At 67.0% G+C, this 15,356-nt stretch carries 13 protein-coding genes; 9 read left to right on the top strand and 4 right to left on the bottom strand.

Annotated elements, in window-relative coordinates:
- Positions 1–79: 79 nt before the first annotated feature.
- A complete protein-coding gene (locus FNH24_RS25825) occupies positions 80–1,171 on the bottom strand; it encodes an aldo/keto reductase (protein WP_152365793.1) in 1,092 nt (363 codons plus the stop codon).
- Positions 1,172–1,235: 64 nt separating this feature from the next.
- Here FNH24_RS25825 and FNH24_RS25820 point away from each other — a divergent pair, with 64 nt between their 5' ends.
- Entirely contained in the window at positions 1,236–1,658 is a 423-nt protein-coding gene (locus FNH24_RS25820; protein ID WP_217428544.1) for a MerR family transcriptional regulator, read from the top strand.
- Positions 1,659–1,741: 83 nt separating this feature from the next.
- Here FNH24_RS25820 and gnd read toward each other — a convergent pair whose 3' ends face one another.
- The 3 genes from gnd to dnaA form a co-directional block, all read right to left on the bottom strand.
- A complete protein-coding gene (gnd, locus tag FNH24_RS25815; protein WP_152365130.1) occupies positions 1,742–2,638 on the bottom strand; it encodes a phosphogluconate dehydrogenase (NAD(+)-dependent, decarboxylating) in 897 nt (298 codons plus the stop codon).
- Between the two features lie 63 nt (positions 2,639–2,701).
- Entirely contained in the window at positions 2,702–3,862 is a 1,161-nt protein-coding gene (dnaN, locus tag FNH24_RS25810; RefSeq protein WP_152365129.1) for a DNA polymerase III subunit beta, read from the bottom strand.
- A gap of 633 nt (positions 3,863–4,495) precedes the next feature.
- On the bottom strand, positions 4,496–6,043 hold the full coding sequence (dnaA, locus tag FNH24_RS25805) for a chromosomal replication initiator protein DnaA (protein WP_281351089.1): 1,548 nt from the start codon (positions 6,041–6,043) through the stop codon (positions 4,496–4,498).
- A gap of 565 nt (positions 6,044–6,608) precedes the next feature.
- Here dnaA and rpmH point away from each other — a divergent pair.
- The 8 genes from rpmH (at position 6,609) to FNH24_RS32730 (ending at position 15,067) form a co-directional block, all read left to right on the top strand.
- Complete coding sequence (gene rpmH / locus FNH24_RS25800; protein WP_152365128.1) at positions 6,609–6,746, top strand: 50S ribosomal protein L34; 138 nt, start codon at positions 6,609–6,611, stop codon at positions 6,744–6,746.
- Positions 6,747–6,762: 16 nt separating this feature from the next.
- Positions 6,763–7,134 (top strand): ribonuclease P protein component, encoded by a 372-nt coding sequence (gene rnpA, locus FNH24_RS25795; protein ID WP_152365127.1) that lies wholly within the window; start codon positions 6,763–6,765, stop codon positions 7,132–7,134.
- A complete protein-coding gene (gene yidD, locus FNH24_RS25790) occupies positions 7,131–7,451 on the top strand; it encodes a membrane protein insertion efficiency factor YidD (RefSeq protein WP_152365126.1) in 321 nt (106 codons plus the stop codon). Before rnpA ends, yidD begins: the two co-directional genes overlap by 4 nt.
- A gap of 29 nt (positions 7,452–7,480) precedes the next feature.
- Entirely contained in the window at positions 7,481–8,515 is a 1,035-nt protein-coding gene (gene yidC, locus FNH24_RS25785; protein ID WP_152365790.1) for a membrane protein insertase YidC, read from the top strand.
- A gap of 20 nt (positions 8,516–8,535) precedes the next feature.
- Positions 8,536–9,198: a Jag family protein gene (locus FNH24_RS25780; RefSeq protein ID WP_425486912.1), complete on the top strand. Its 663-nt coding sequence runs from the start codon at positions 8,536–8,538 to the stop codon at positions 9,196–9,198.
- Positions 9,195–9,818, top strand: coding sequence for a 16S rRNA (guanine(527)-N(7))-methyltransferase RsmG (rsmG, locus tag FNH24_RS25775; protein ID WP_152365125.1), 624 nt, complete (start codon positions 9,195–9,197; stop codon positions 9,816–9,818). The genes FNH24_RS25780 and rsmG overlap by 4 nt, the downstream gene beginning before the upstream one ends.
- Before the next feature lie 2,470 nt (positions 9,819–12,288).
- Positions 12,289–12,540 carry a hypothetical protein gene (locus FNH24_RS25770; protein WP_152365124.1) on the top strand — a complete coding sequence of 84 codons (252 nt, stop codon included), beginning with the start codon at positions 12,289–12,291 and terminating at the stop codon, positions 12,538–12,540.
- A gap of 1,840 nt (positions 12,541–14,380) precedes the next feature.
- Positions 14,381–15,067, top strand: coding sequence for a glycerate kinase (locus tag FNH24_RS32730; RefSeq protein WP_152365789.1), 687 nt, complete (start codon positions 14,381–14,383; stop codon positions 15,065–15,067).
- Positions 15,068–15,356 lie beyond the last annotated feature (289 nt).

The raw sequence follows: 15,356 nt of genomic DNA, 5'->3' as shown, positions 1-15,356 counted from the left end.
GCTTGCCCTTCGACAAGCTCAGGGAACGAAACACCCAAACGTCCCCATCAACCTTGTGCAGGGACCCATCGCCCACTCCTCAGGCCTGAACTCGTTGTTGGTCCGGGCTCAGGCGATTGGACTTGCTTGCGGCTCGATCTGGGACGGGGCGGCGGCGGAGGGTGGGGTCGGTGAGGGACGGGGGTTTCCAGGTGAGGTCGATCAGGTCGGTGCCGGGCGGGACGATCTCGTCGATCCGGTCCAGGGTGGCGTCGTCGAGGGTGAGTTCGGCGCCGGCCAGTAGGCCGTCGAGTTGCTCGGGGGTGCGCGGGCCGAGGATCACCGAGCTGACCGCCGGATGGGCGAGAGGGAAGGCCACGGCGAGCTGCGGCAACGTACAGCCGAGCTCGTCAGCGAGAGTGATCAACTCCTCGACGGCGTCAAGCTTGCGCTGGTTCTCCGGCAGGTCCGGATTGAAGCGATCCGGGGCGTGTCGGGCCCGGCCGGTGGTCAGGTCGATCGCCTCGCCGCGCCGGATCCTGCCGGTGAGGAAGCCCCAGCCGAGCGGGCCCCAGGTCAGCACGCCCATCCGATAGCGGTGGGCCAGCGGCAGGATCGTGCGCTCGATGCCGCGGGTCAAGATCGAATACGGCGGCTGCTCGGTCCGGAAGCGGAGCAGACCATGATCAGCGGCGGCCCGGTGGGCCTCGACGATCTCCTCGACCGGGAAGGTGGAGCAGCCGAAGGCGCGGATCTTGCCCTGGTGCACCAGATCGCTGAGCACCGACAGGGTCTCCTCGATGTCGGTGTGCGGATCCGGCCGGTGCACCTGATAGAGGTCGATCCGGTCGGTCCGCAGCCGGCGCAGGCTGTCCTCGACCGCTCGGGTGATCCACAGCCGCGAGTTGCCCTGGTGGTTGGGCCGATCCGACATCGGGAAGTGCACCTTGGTGGCCAGCACCACCTCGTCCCGCCGGCCCTCGAGGGCGGCCCCGACGATCTCCTCCGACTCGCCGTTGTCGCCGCCGTACGCATCCGCGGTGTCGATGAAGTTGATCCCGGCGTCGAGCGCGGTGTGGATCATCCCGATGCACTCGTCATGATCGGGATTGCCCTCGGAGCCGAACATCATCGCGCCGAGGCAGTAGCTGCTGACCTCGATGCCGGTGCCGCCGAGTCGGCGATAGCGCAGTGTCATGGCCGCGACGGTAGATCCTAGAGTCGGCTCTAGCTCAAGCTCAGGGGAGGATCGGGGCATGACGGAGCGGCTGACGGAACTGAGCATCGGCCAGGTGGCGGAACGGACCGGGCTGAGCGTGCACACCCTGCGCTTCTACGAGCGGGAAGGGATCCTCGCCCGGCCGGTGCGCCGGGCCGCCGGCGGCCGCCGGATCTTCACCGAGGACGACATCGAGTGGCTGTTCGTCTGCACTCTGCTCCGCGGTGCCGGGATGCCGCTGCCCGACCTGCGCCGCTACACCGAACTGGTGCGCGCCGGCGACGGCAACGAACTCGAGCGGCTGGAACTGCTGCACCGGCAGGAGCAACGCATCGCCGAGCAACGGGAGCAGCTTGATCGTTGCCGGGACCTGATCCGGTTCAAGATCGGCGTCTATCAAGACGTGCTGGCAGATGGCGGCACCTGTTCGTTCTCTGAGCCTGTCGAAGCGCCGTCCTGAGCCTGTCGAAGGGAGCAGGCCAGATGATCTTTGATTGATCCGGCTTGCCCTTCGACAAGCTCAGGGAACGGAACAAGCCAAGATCAGATCTCGTCGAGCTGGGCGGCTTCCTTCTGCACCGCGTGGCCGCCGAACTGGTTCCGCATCGCCGCGACCATCTTCATCGCCGGCGAATCGGTCTGCCGGGAGACGAAGCGGGCGAACAGGGCGGCCGAGATCGCCGGCACCGGCACGGCCAGGTCGATCGCCGCGTCGACCGTCCACCGGCCCTCGCCGGAATCCTCCGCGTAACCCCTGATCTCGGTCAGCTGCGGATCGTCGTTCAGGGCCCGGACCAGCAGATCGAGCAGCCAGGACCTGATCACGGTGCCCTCGCGCCAGGAGTTGAAGGTGGCCGGCACGTCGGTCACCACGTCGGCGGTCTCCAGCAGCTCCCAGCCTTCGGCATAGGCCTGCATGATCGCGTACTCCATGCCGTTGTGGACCATCTTGGCGAAGTGCCCGGCTCCGTGCGATCCGGCGTGCACGAAGCCGAACTCGCCCTCCGGCTTGAGCGCGTCGAAGATCGGCTGCACCACCGCGACATCCTCGGCGTCTCCGCCGCACATCAGCGCGTAGCCGTTGTCCAGGCCCCAGACGCCGCCGGACACACCGCAGTCGATGAACTTGATTCCCTTGCCACCAAGGAATTCCGCCCGACCGGCGTCGCCGTCCCAGCGGGTGTTGCCGCCGTCGACGACGATGTCGCCCGGCGCGAGCAGCTTGGCCAGCTCCTTGACCACGGCATCGAGCGCCTGGACCGGGACCATCACCCAGACCACCCGCGGACCGTCAGTCAGCTTGGCGACCAGGTCGGGCAGATCGGTGGCGTCGGACAGCTCCGGATTGGTGTCGTACCCGATCACCTCGTGACCGGCGCGGCGCAGCCGCTCGGCCATGTTGCTGCCCATCTTGCCCAGGCCAATCAATCCCAGCTGCATCGCAGTCCTCAGCGCTCGTCGGAGTTCCAGCCTTTGCAGGCTACTCCTGGGAATCGGGTGGGCTCAGGCGGGCAGACGCATCAGCATGATCACGTGCCGGTAGTCGGTCAACGGCTCGCCGTCCAGCTCGGGCAGGCCGGTCAGCTGACACGGCTTGCTCGGCGCGGTGAAGGAGAGGTTGACGTACGGGGTGTCGAAGACCCCGAGCGCATCGAGCAGGTAGGTCGGATTGAAGCCGGCCGCCGGTACGGCGATCTCGCCGCCGTCGAGCTGGTTGACCACCGCCTCGATCGCCTCCGAGGCCTGGGCCTGATCACCGGTCGCCGCCTCGAGCGTGATCGAGCCTTCGTTGATCAACATCCGCAGCGAGGTGTTCCGTTCCGCGACCAGCGCGACCCGGCGGGCCGCGGCGATCGCCTCGGCCGTGTTGATCCGGACGGTCAGCGCCGGCGCGAAGTTCATGATGTGCCGGACCTTCGGGAACTCGCCGTCGAGCAACCGGGTCGTGGTCTGTCGCCGGCCGGCCGCACCGTCGCCCTCGAAGCCGATGATCCCGTCACCGGCGCCGGAGGAGGCGAGGCTGAGCGTGACCTTGTCGCCGGCGGTCATCGACTTGGCGGTGTCGGACAGCACCTTGGCCGGCACCAGGGCGGTCGCCGAAGCCTGCGGCGTGCCGGGATCCCAGGTGAGTTCCTTGAGCGCCATCCGGTAGCGGTCGGTAGCCAGCAGCGAGACCTGGTCGCCCTCGATCTCGATCCGGATCCCGGTGAAGACCGGCAACAACTCGTCCCGGCCGGCCGCGACCACGGTCTGCGCGACCGCGTGGGCGAACCCGTCCGACGGCAGGGTGCCGGTCGACTCGGGCATCTCCGGCAGCGACGGGTACTCGTTCACCGGCAGCGCCTGCAGCGTGAAGCGGGCACTGCCGCAGGTGAGCTCCATCTTGCTGTCGTCGGTGACGATGTCGACCGGCTTGGCCGGCAGCGAGCGGGAGATGTCGGCCAACAGGCGGCCGGAGATCAGCGCCTCGCCCTCATCGGTGACGGTGCCGGTCACACTGATCTGCGCCGACGTCTCGTAGTCGAAGCTGGAGAACGTCACTCCGGACGCGTCGGCCCGGACCAGCAGCCCGGCCAGGATGGGGACACTCGGCCTGGTGGGCAGGCTTCGGGCCGCCCACTGCACGGCCTCAGCCAGCACATCACGCTCGAGTCGGATCTTCACGGTTCCTCCTGCGCCTCGGACCACTGAGTGAACTGGTCGTACGGAGCCTATTCAGTGCGGGCATCCCGCGGGTCAAGCCACTGCTAAGACGGTCGACTCGGCGCCGAGAGCGTACAAAATCCCGCACGGGCCGCCGAGTGCCCGACGATCATACCGACGAAGGCCGGTCTGTGAAGTCGGCGCCGCAGGCGGCGGTAGGCCCGACCGGCAGGTTGTGCACAGAGAACGAGCGCACTGACTTTCGGCCTTTGAGGTGATGGTTGTAACTCAGTACTCGTCGTAGGGGTTGTGCAGCCTGGGGACAACTCCCCGAATCCGCTGGTGGGAATGTCATTCGGGACTGGGACGACCCTGTGTAACAACAAAAATTACACGGGGAGGATCTTGGGACACGCTGTTGGTGCCGGTAGCTCCATCCACCGTCCGTCCAGACCGTTCGGGCTCAGGTCCACAGTTGTCCACAGTTCTATCCCCACCTGTGTGGGATTTCTCCCTGTTCGTTCAGGTTTGGGTTTTGTGTCCACTTAAGGACGTGTCGGACCGAACTGGCCGGATGCGGACAGCGAGAACTCGACCCGGGATCGTGCCGCGACTCGGCTCAGAATGCTTTCTGGAGAACGAAACAAGCAGGAATCAGCGCTGGGACTGGTTCTTGATCCGGTTGGTCAGCTCGGTGACCTGGTTGAAGATGCTGCGGCGTTCGGCCATCAGATTGCGCACCTTGCGATCGGCGTGCATCACGGTGGTGTGGTCGCGTCCGCCGAACTGCTGGCCGATCTTGGGCAGCGACAGGTCGGTCAGCTCGCGGCACAGGTACATGGCGATCTGCCGGGCCGTGACCAGGGCATGGGTGCGGCTCTGACCGCAGAGGTCGTCGATGGTCAGGCCGAAGTAGGCGGCGGTCTGGCCCATGATCGTTCCGCTGGTGATCTGGGCTTCGCCGCCTTCCGGGATCAGATCCTTGAGGACGACCTCGGCCAGAGCCATGTCGACCTGCTGCCGGTTCAGACTGGCGAACGCGGTCACCCGGATCAGGGCGCCCTCGAGCTCGCGGATGTTGGTCTGGATCTTGCTGGCGATGAACTCGAGCACGTCCGAGCCGGCGGTGAGTCGCTCCTGCGCCGCCTTTTTCCGCAGGATCGCGATCCGCGTTTCCAGGTCGGGCGGCTGGACGTCGGTGATCAGCCCCCAGCCGAACCGGCTGCGCAGCCGCGGCTCGAGGTTCTCCAGCAGCTTCGGCGGCCGGTCCGACGTCATCACGATCTGCTTCTGCGCGTTGTGCAGCGTGTTGAAGGTGTGGAAGAACTCTTCCTGGGTCTGCTCTTTACCTTCCAGGAACTGGATGTCGTCGATCAACAACACGTCGACGTCGCGATAGCGGCGGCGGAACTCCGCCCCCTTGTTCTGGCTGATCGCGTTGATGAAGTCGTTGGTCAGTTCCTCGGTGGAGACGTAGCGGACCCGGACCCGGTCGAAGTAGTTGCGGACATAGTGACCGAGGGCGTGTAGCAGGTGGGTCTTGCCCAGCCCCGAGTCGCCGTAGATGGTCAGTGGGTTGTACGACTTCCCCGGGTTCTCCGCCACCGCGACCGCGGCCGCGTGCGCGAACCGGTTCGAGCCGCCGATGACGAAGGTCTCGAAGGAGTACTTGGGATTGAGCCGGGAGTTGCCGTCGATCCGGGCCCGGCCGGTCGAGTCGTGCGGGCGGCCGTCGGCGTCGTAGGAGTGCAGTCCGGCCAGCTGCGGTCGTTCCGGCGCCGGCTCGGGATAGGTATAGCCGCCGGCGCTGTCGCGGTCCGGCCCGGGATCGTCGTCGGCGGCATGGGGATCGTGCCGGTCGTGCGGGTCGGCCGTGTTGGGATCGTCGCGGCGGTGATCATCGTCGTCGGCGCCGGTCTCCAGATCGAGCGGCGGGGCGGTCTCCAGCGTTTCGTCCACCACGACGCCGAGGCGGATCGGCCGATCGAAGCGACGGCGCAGGCTGGACTCGATCTCTTCCCGGAACCGGCTCTCCAGTTGATCACGGGTGAAGTTGTTCGGCACGGCGACCACGAACTGATCTTGCTGCAAGGCGAACGGACGACTCGTGATCCACCAGGGACGCAACCGGGTCTCGGCCTCGGCATGCACCTGCTGCCAAGCCAGCAGGCTCTCATCAGTAGAGCGGTCGGGCTCGCTCACGGTAGCTCCGCTGCCGATAACTCACACACGTCCAGCTCCTGGCTCGTTGAAGATCACTCCGCCATTATGTTGTGTCAACGGCCAGCCGGACCGGTTGGACTCGGGATCACCCTAGCGATGCTTCCACACTCTTATCCACAACCTGTGGGCAGTTGAAGCAATGCCTCGGCCCGCCCCTCCCCTGGAGGCGGTCGTCATGCGATGACTATGGGTCCGTCCGGGCGTAGCAGCCCAGTAGCAGGGGATCCCGCATCACCTGCGATCCAGGACGGTAGCAATCGGCGTCATGCTTCTGCAACCCACACCGGTGCTTTTGTTCATCTGGGCGGCGTGTCGGCTGGACGGGTCTCAGGAATTGTGGTGCGTGTCGCGGGGGCTCGGAACCGGGTACCGTTCGGGATGACGGACCTGCACTGGTTTGACCGGGGTGTCTTCGGCCCCGTACCGTTGGTGCGGTTGCCGGGGCTCCGGCGCCCGGTTCGTTGTGCCCGTGTGATCGCTAGCTGTAGACCGCGGGACCTATTCCGAGCACATGTTTCAGTACTAGAGGTATGGGAGAAGTCCCGTGAGCAAGCGCACGTTCCAGCCGAGTCTTCGTCGTCGGAGCCGTACCCACGGGTTCCGGCTGCGGATGCGTACCCGCGCCGGTCGGTCCATCCTGGCCGCGCGGCGCCGCAAGGGGCGCGCGCGACTGTCGGGCTGAGCGGAGTGCGGTCCGGGTGTTGCCCGCGCGACTGCGGATGCGTTCTTCCGCCGAGTTTCGCGCGACCATCTCGACCGGACGCAAGATCCGACGTTCCACACTGATGCTCTACGTGGCCGAACCCTCCGCCGAGACCGTCGCGACGACCGCGATCGGTCCGCGGGTCGGGCTCGTCGTCGGCCGTAACGTCGGCAACGCCGTGCAGCGGAATCGGGTCAAGCGCCGGCTCCGCCATGGCGCGGCTCGCCTGCTCCAGGAGCAGCCCAGCGAGGCCCGGTTCGTGATCCGCGCCTTCCCGGCGGCGGCCGGCCGGCCCGAGCGGCTGATCGAGGATCTTTCGTCGGCCTGGCATGCTGGCTTGACCGACAAGAATCGATCCCGGCCATGAAGTATGTAGTGATCGGCCTGCTGAAGGCGTACCGGCTGCTGATCAGCCCGCTGTACGGCGACGTCTGCCGCTATTACCCCTCCTGCTCCGCGTACGCGCTGCGAGCGGTGGAGGTGCACGGCGCGCTGCGCGGGTCCTGGTACGCGGCGCGGCGGTTGATCCGGTGTCATCCCTGGGCCCGGGGTGGGTTCGATCCCGTACCGGGAACCCCTGAATTCGAGCGCGAGATGCGTGAGCGGGCGGAGAAGGCGACCACAATGGAGCGTCATGGTGCGATCAAGCAGGCCGAGTGCTGCAGTGATGGAGTGTTGTCGTGATTGAGGGCTTGATCCCGCTGCTGGTGCCGATGGACGCCTGGTACCAACCGTTCGTCGACTTCGGCAGCACCCTGATGCAGCCCTTGTACTGGGCGGTTTCCGGGCTGCTGGTGTTGTTCCACTTCCTCTGGTCGCCGGTGCTGGGCGCGGACAGCGGCTGGACCTGGACCTTGTCGATCGTCTGCCTGACGATCATCATCCGGATGCTGCTGATCCCCCTGTTCGTCCGGCAGATCAAGTCGTCCCGGCAGATGCAGCTGATCCAGCCCAGGGTGCGGGAGCTGCAGAAGAAGTACGGTCACGACCGGCAGAAGCTCGGCGAAGAGACGATGAAGCTCTATCGCGAGGAGGGCGCCAATCCGATGGCGTCCTGCCTGCCGCTGCTGCTGCAGTCGCCGATCTTCTTCGCGCTGTTCCGGGTGCTGGACGGTGCGGCGCACGGCATCCCGCGCGGCCAATGGCTGAAGGATCGCGTTGATCTGCTGAGTTCGTTGCAGAACGCGCAGATCTTCGGCGCCCGGATCTCGGACACCTTCATGGGTGTCGGGTTCGCGAACGGGATCACCAGCATCCACGTGCTGTGCGTGATCTTGATCGTGGCGATGACCGGGTCGATGTTCATCACGCAGCTGCAGCTGATGCGGAAGAACATGCCGCCGGAGGCGTTGACCGGTCAGTTCGCGCAGCAGCAGAAGATCATGCTGTACATCTTTCCGCTCGCCTTCGCCGTCGGTGGCATCAACTTCCCGGTGGGTGTGTTGATCTACTGGTTCACCTCGAACCTGTGGACGATGGCGCAGCAGTTCTACGTGATCCGCCGCAACCCGTCGCCGGGCACTCCCGCGTTCGACGCGTGGGAAGCGCGGCGCAAGGCGAAGGGCAAGTCGACCACGGTGGCCGTGAACGGATCCGGTACCGACAAAGGGAAGTCAGCGACGTCCAATGGCGTCGCCCGGCGAAACGGCAAGGGTGCCGAGCCGGCAACGGTTCCGGAGGAACCGGAGGGGCCGAGGGTGGTTCGACAGCAACCACGACGGCAGACGAGATCGCAGCGTAAACGGTGAGCGCACAATCAGGAGGACCGGTGGACGACACCCGACAGATGGACCAGACGGCGGTGGCCGACCCCGCAACGGAGGACCTGGTGCCGAACGCTGAGCAAGATCATGACGCGGAGCCGGTGGTGGCCGCGGCGCCGGCCGAGGCGGTCGTGCCGTCCGAGGATTCGGATGACGCGGACGAGTCGGAAGACTCCGACGGAGACGACGAGGACGGCGAGGACGCGGGTCCGACGAGCCGGCTGGAGGTCGAGGCCGAAGTGGCCGCCGACTACCTCGAGGAGCTGCTGGACATCGCCGACCTGGACGGCGACCTGGACACGTATGTCGACGGCGACCGGGCGCACGTGTCGATCCTGACCGACGCGGAAGCGCTGGTGGGGCCGAACGGTGAGGTGCTCGACGCGCTGCAGGAGCTGGCTCGGCTGGCCGTGCTGACCGAGACCGGGGACCGCAGCCGGCTGATGCTGGATGTCGCGGGCTACCGGGAGCGGCGCCGGAAGGAGCTCACCGATCTGGCGAGCGACGCGGTGACCGAGGTCAAGGAGAGCTCGGAGCGGGTTGCCCTGGCGTCGATGAACGCGTTCGAGCGGAAGATCGTGCACGACGTCGTCGCGGCCGCCGGCCTGGCGAGCGAGTCGGAGGGCGAGGAGCCGAACCGCCACGTGGTGGTTCTCCCGACCGCGTGACCCGCCCCGAGCTCAAGCCGATCTTCGGGGACCAGACTGAAGCAATAGAGCGATATGTCGACATATTGATTGATCGAGGTATCGCTTGGGGGTTGTTGGGGCCACGGGAAGCCGCTGTGATCTGGCAGCGGCACATCTTGAACTCGGTGGCTGCCCGGTCGTTGCTACCGGCAGACTCGACAGCCGTCGACGTGGGCAGCGGGGCCGGGTTGCCCGGAATCCCGCTGGCCCTGAGTCGCCCGGACGTCCAGCTGGTCCTGCTCGAACCGCTGCTCCGTCGGTCGACCTTCTTGCAGGGCGTCGTCGACGAGCTCGGCCTGGCGCCACGGGTGCAGGTGGTCCGGGCCCGGGCCGAAGACCATGACCGACGCTATGACTCCGTCCTGGCGCGCGCCGTCGCACCGCTGGGCAAGCTGGTCGGCTGGTGCAATCCCCTGCGGTCCGCGGAGGGACAGGTTCTCGCCATCAAGGGTGCGTCGGCGGCGCGGGAAGTGACCGACGCCGGCCCGGTGCTCGATGAGCTGGGACTCGATGCCGAGGTCCTGCTGCTGGGTGAGCCGGAGTGGCCCGAGACGGCGACCGTGGTGCGAGTCCTGCCGACTGGCTCCACCGGCGCCTGAAGCCGACCGCGTCCGGTCGGCTTTCGAGTGGCAACAGCGGGCTGTGTCGCTCAGGTTCTCCGGTCCGTCGGATCTGATCCGCGAGGCCCTGGCTGTGGACGGCCCGACCATCCACCCCGATCGGCTGCGGTCTCCTGTTGCTGGTCGGGCGAGCCGATGAGAGGAATGGCGACGCGCTCCGGCCCAAGAGAACCGCACCCGGCGTCGCGGAAGCTCCGGCATTTGTCGGTTCGCCACTCGATCGGAGGAACTCGCCGGGTACCTCCTCTGCGGGTGGATCCACCCGGGTCTGAGGGGGAAGTGCACTGTCTCGTGAGACTTGGACTCAGGCCCGAGGTCCCGGTCCCAGGTCAATGTCGGGATCGCTTGACCTGCTCGACACAAAGCCGCCATATCTCCGGCGCCCGAAGCCGGCGGCCTCTGATTGGTTCAGGCGGCAAAGGCGGGCTGTGACGCCCCGGCTGTCGAGGTCGGTCCCCGTGAGGTCCAGGCTGCGGGTGGGCTCGAATGACCACCCCCAGGGACCACCCGCCGGTCGCCGGTCACCGCGATCGTCGCCCTAGTCGGCCTGACCCTCCTGCCTGGCCCGGCGATCCTCACGGCCGTCGGCGCCGCACTGATCGTGCTCGGCGTCCCCACCGAGCGCTTCGGTTCCCGGCCCTGCTCACACTGATCGCCTTCGGCCTTGCCCATGCCATCTCGACCGGACTCCTCGTGCTGGACCGGACTCCTCCTCAACCGGAGCCGATCGCCGAGGATCTGCTGGTGCGGGGGTGAGCCGGCAGGGTCAGTGCTGGGCTTGCCGGATGTAGGGCCCGGGCTTCCGGACAAGATCGGATCCAAACGGTCCTGGTGCCGCTGCCCATGGGGTTCAGTCGTGGCCACCGTTCAATGTCCCGGAGTTCATGATCATCACCTGTCGTTCTCAGGGGATGTCCTTGTCTGCAAGGGATTCTCAGCTACACGGTGATTTGATCATCAGTCCCGAACCTGTGCCGGAAGGGCGGAAGTTGATCACCGGTAGCGATGATGGATCTCTGGATACGCGATGAGATCCAACCTCGCGTGCCGCGTCACCCAGCAACCTCGATGCCAGCACCGCGGTCACCAGGACCCGCCGGTCGGGACCTGAGCCAGCCGTCCGCGCTGATCACCTCTGGCGGCCGAGCCGACCATGTTGTCCAAGCTCGGTCGGCGTATTGAGCCCGGAAGGAGAGCGTGGCCTGGAGCGGCAGGGCGGTCGCGCTGAACAACGAGATTCGGCTCCGAAGGGAGCCCAGCATCGTTCGGGGGCACCACAGCCTGGGATCCAAGTTCTGGGCGGGTGTCGGTCGGTAGCCCCGTTTCGGGGTGGGAGATTGTCAGTGCGAGTGGGCAGGGTTCTGAGGAGATGCAGGTCGATCCCGGTACCTGCTTGGCCAGCCGAGGCGGTTGCGGCCCGATGGGGAAGTGATTGTCGCTGAGGTCCCTTTCGGAGTCAGAGGTGTGGTGGGGCCTCGCGGAGAACTGAGGCTGTGCAATAGCAGGCCCGGCCGGGCCCACCTCGCACTTGGGGCGGACGGGAGATGCTCGAGTTGTGGGTCGTCGGGGGTCGGCGAGATCTGAGTTTCGAGGCGGCCGTCGGACAGGAGTTGGTCGGAGCGGAGTCTGTCGGGGCCGAGTCAGCCGGAGTTGAATCGGCTTGGTGCTCGCGGCGGCAGGGGTCGGCCGCTGCTCGGCCTGGATGGGTTCGGCTGAGTGACAGTCTCCCTGGGCCAACACGACCAGGGGCGCGAATGAAGGCGCGCCCGTCGATTCACGTGAAACGACGCGAGTGCGGCGTCAGACCACACGAAGCCGCACCTGCCTGACTGTGTGCGGCGGGCAGCAGCAGTGGCATTTCAGCCTGCGTGTTCGGCGGTCAGAGACGAGCGTCGGCCATCCCGCCGAGTGCGCGTCCTGGAAGCGTGAAGCGGCCAACACGTTCCGGTGCGGCCGCAATTTTCGCCGCAGATCATCGAGAACGGACGGCGCCCCGTGAACTGACGGCGCGTGGCCACGTCGTGCGAACCACCGCATCACCTGAGACCAGGCGCGGATCTGCGAGCTGTGTGCCGGCCGCTCGGCGAGTGGCTCGCGGTCTGGCAGATCGAAGGCGGCGAAAGGGGAGCCACCGCAAGACGCCGTTGGCGCGCCGGCGTGCGCGCAGCCGATCATCGCGCTGGGACCGAGCTTCGGCCAGTCGCAGCCCGCAGCTCGAGGCGACCTTACCGACATCGAAGGCGGAGCATCGTCGTGGGCGGGGACGAAGATGGCTCGTCCGACGGCAGAGCCGCGCGTCTTCGCGGAGCAGTTGGCACCTGCCAAGCTCGCAGACAAGCGCGCAGTTCCGGCTGCCAGGACTGGCGGGTCGATGAAACCAGGTGCCGGACTAGAGCCGCGAGATGTTCCGGGCTCTTGTGGAGTTGTGGACCTACGGGCGGACATCTCGGTGACCGCCGGCGCGACGTTCACCTCGAGAACCGCGATGGCCGAGCTCGCAGCTGCGATCCAACAGGTCGGGTCGCAGCGCGGCGGCACTAAACCGTGTTGGCCGCCTTCGTGCTTCCAGGACGCGCACTCGGCGGAGCTGCAGAAGAAGTGCTGTGACGACCGGCAGAAGCTCGGCGAGGAGACGATGAAGCTCTATCGGGAGGAGGGCGCCAAATCCGATCGAATCCTGCCTGCCGCTGCTTCGGCGTGACCGCGGTCGCGTCCATCTCGACGAAGTACAACCCTTCGGCATCGAGTGGGGCTGTACACGGAGGTCTCGTTCCGGCCGGGCGGCAGCCGAACTCAAGGAGTGCCAATGACGAGATCGGTGCTGCTTCGCTTCCCGGCCGGAGTGGCGGCGGCTGGGTGTGGCTGTTCGGTCTGTGGAGACAGTCAAGTGATCCGTCCACGTCCATCTCTTGGCGCGGGATGAGGTTGGCGGCCGCGGCGGCCGGCGTCAACGGCGGGACCGGATGGCGACGATCAGCGCCTCCGTCGAAGTGCCGGGAGGCCGCTGCCCTTGCCCGGGCGCTCGGAGACAGCGGCCGATGTGAGGCGATCTACGCCGAGCACATTCGTGTGAAAGTGAGCGGACGCGCCAGTGGGCCCCGACCCTTCGGCGAGCGGCTCGTGCCGACTGCCTGGTGTTTCGTGTGGGAACCGTTCAGCGAGGAGGCGCTGGTCCGCGCTCGCGGCGGCCAGGACCGCCGGGGTGGCGGTCACACCCGGGGCGCAGTCCGGGGGCAGCGTGGTCGGGCCCGGGCCCGATCCTGGACAGCGCCCGGCACCTCACCAAGATCACCGCGATCAACCGGGCCGCGCATCGAAGCGGTCGACCAGAAGCCGCGCCGGCGCGACTCCACACGGGTGACATGACCCTCGCCGCGGACCGCGCGACGAGGACGTCTGTGATCACCGGTCCGCGCCCCCGGGATCTGCCTGCTGTCCAGAGACGCCCATCCCGCGGACTTGCTCACAGCTCTACTCATCGAACAGGTCTGGCTGCCACTTCCGGGCAGCTGCCGTTGCGGGCCTTCTCCGCGAGACTGAGTCACGAAGGTGTCCGCGATCGCCAGCTCCGCGTTGAGGTCAACTCAGCTGCGAATGTCGACTGACGGAGCACTCGCGGCTTCCGCAATCGGCGGTCACCCGAATGTTTCACGTGAACCGAAGACGAAGAGAGCCGCCGGGAGCCGCGCGCTCCGATCTCACAGCAACCATCGGCATGGTTACCAAGTTGATTGCCCGCCGGCTGCCTACGGAGCGTTTCGGTGTTCTGGACCAAGGGCGGCCCACAGCTCGGCGGGCCAAGGTCCGGCGATCCAGGTCGGGAGCAGACCCCGATGCACCCAGAACTCCTTCTCCGAAGCTGCGTCGGTTGTCTGCAAGGAAGCCACCCGAACGATCTGATCGACGTGTGGGCCAGGGGCCAGTGCTCGTCTGCCTGCTGACGACCGCGGCGGGCGGACCGTCGCCGAGGGACGTCGCGCCCCGCCGCCCGATCGCCATCACAGGACCACCGGCCGACCTGGCGGATCCCCACCGCATCCACGGACACGTGCTGAGTTCGATCGCCGATCCGTCCCTGGGATCGGCGGGCATCCAGCCGGATCGGGGCCCAGCCATAGGGCTGTTCCTGATTGCTCGAATCGCGAGGCTTCCAGTCGCTACATCGAACTGCCGGGCGAGCGGCCCTCACATCATCGTGTGAACCATCCCCGGCTCAGGTGGCCTACCCAGAGTCGTCCAGTCCCAAGGCTGAAGGGCACTGTGGCCCAGAATCGGTCGAGGACAGCACGATCTCATCGTGGTCCGGTCGATGCACACTTGACGATCACGAGCTTCGCCGTGCCTTGGAGTGGGGGACTGGAGTACGCCGTGCATCGACGCCGGCTGAGGCACGGTTCGCCCGTTCCGGCCCGCCCGGATGGCGGGGCTATGCCCGACGATCTCGAGCTTTGCCGTGCCTTGTCATGGGGGACTGGAGAACGTCCGACGCGGTGCATCGGCGCGGGCTAAGGCCGGGCCGGGCGTGATGAGGCTCGGTCCGACTGGGAAACTCTGCGCGTGCACATCGTGATGGCCCGGACAAGTTCAAGGGTTCGCTGACCGCGGTCGAGGTCGCGCGCGCCCTGGCCAACGGGCTGGCGACGATGCCGGTCGAGGTCGACCAGGTCCCGGTCGCAGACGGCGTTCGGCCGTCGGCGGTGGCCTCGCCGGCATGGCTTGCCCGTTCCGGCCCGGCCGGATGCCGGGTCCACGCTCGACGATCTCGAATTCGGCCGTGCCCTGTGGCGGGCGCGATCGGAGGACGGCGACTCCGTGTATCGCCGCGGGGGTCGATGCACACCGCGCCCATCTCCGGCGCACGGACAGGATGTCGGCCTCACGCCGACGGCGCCGGGCCGTTCCGGCCCCGGACACCGTCTGCTGGGCGCCGAGGTCGACAAATGAAGCACCGTCGGCGAGGAAGAGGTTGGAGATTGCGGCGTTTGCTGCTCCTTCGTCTGCGGTTGCCGAAAGCGCCTTCGTTGCCCGAGCCATGCCGCCGGGAAAGACCATGGGGTTGTCAACGAGGGGTCAGCCGAGACCGACCCGCGCGATGGACCGTTCGCGTGGTCGCGGTGAACCGTTCCTTGGCTCAGCACGCGGGCAGAGCGGTTGGGTGTGCCCGGCTTGGCCAAGGATGCGATCGAGCCGATCTCCAGCCGGACTCATCGAGGGCTCCAGAATGGTGAGTCGTCGGACCTCTGTTCAGTTGGGCGGAGTGGGCACCGTGCGTTGACGAGCCGTCGGTGCCAAAGGTGTTCCACACCACCTCCGGTTCGCCTCGTATCTACCCAACGCTGGCTTGGTTCGGGGTCGGCCAGCCGCGGGAGTGAGAGGACACAAGCTCCCAGCTCGCGCGATCACCTCCCCCTGAACGGCGTCCCACGCGCCACGATCGTCGGCAAGCAGACGAGTGCCGGGCGCAGGTCCAGACGTCGATCGCGACCACTTCGTGGCTGCCTTCCCAGACAACCGATG

This window comes from Microlunatus speluncae (assembly GCF_009299835.1).
In the GTDB taxonomy this organism is placed as follows: domain Bacteria; phylum Actinomycetota; class Actinomycetes; order Propionibacteriales; family Propionibacteriaceae; genus Microlunatus; species Microlunatus speluncae.
This window is presented reverse-complemented; position numbering and strand designations above follow the sequence as displayed.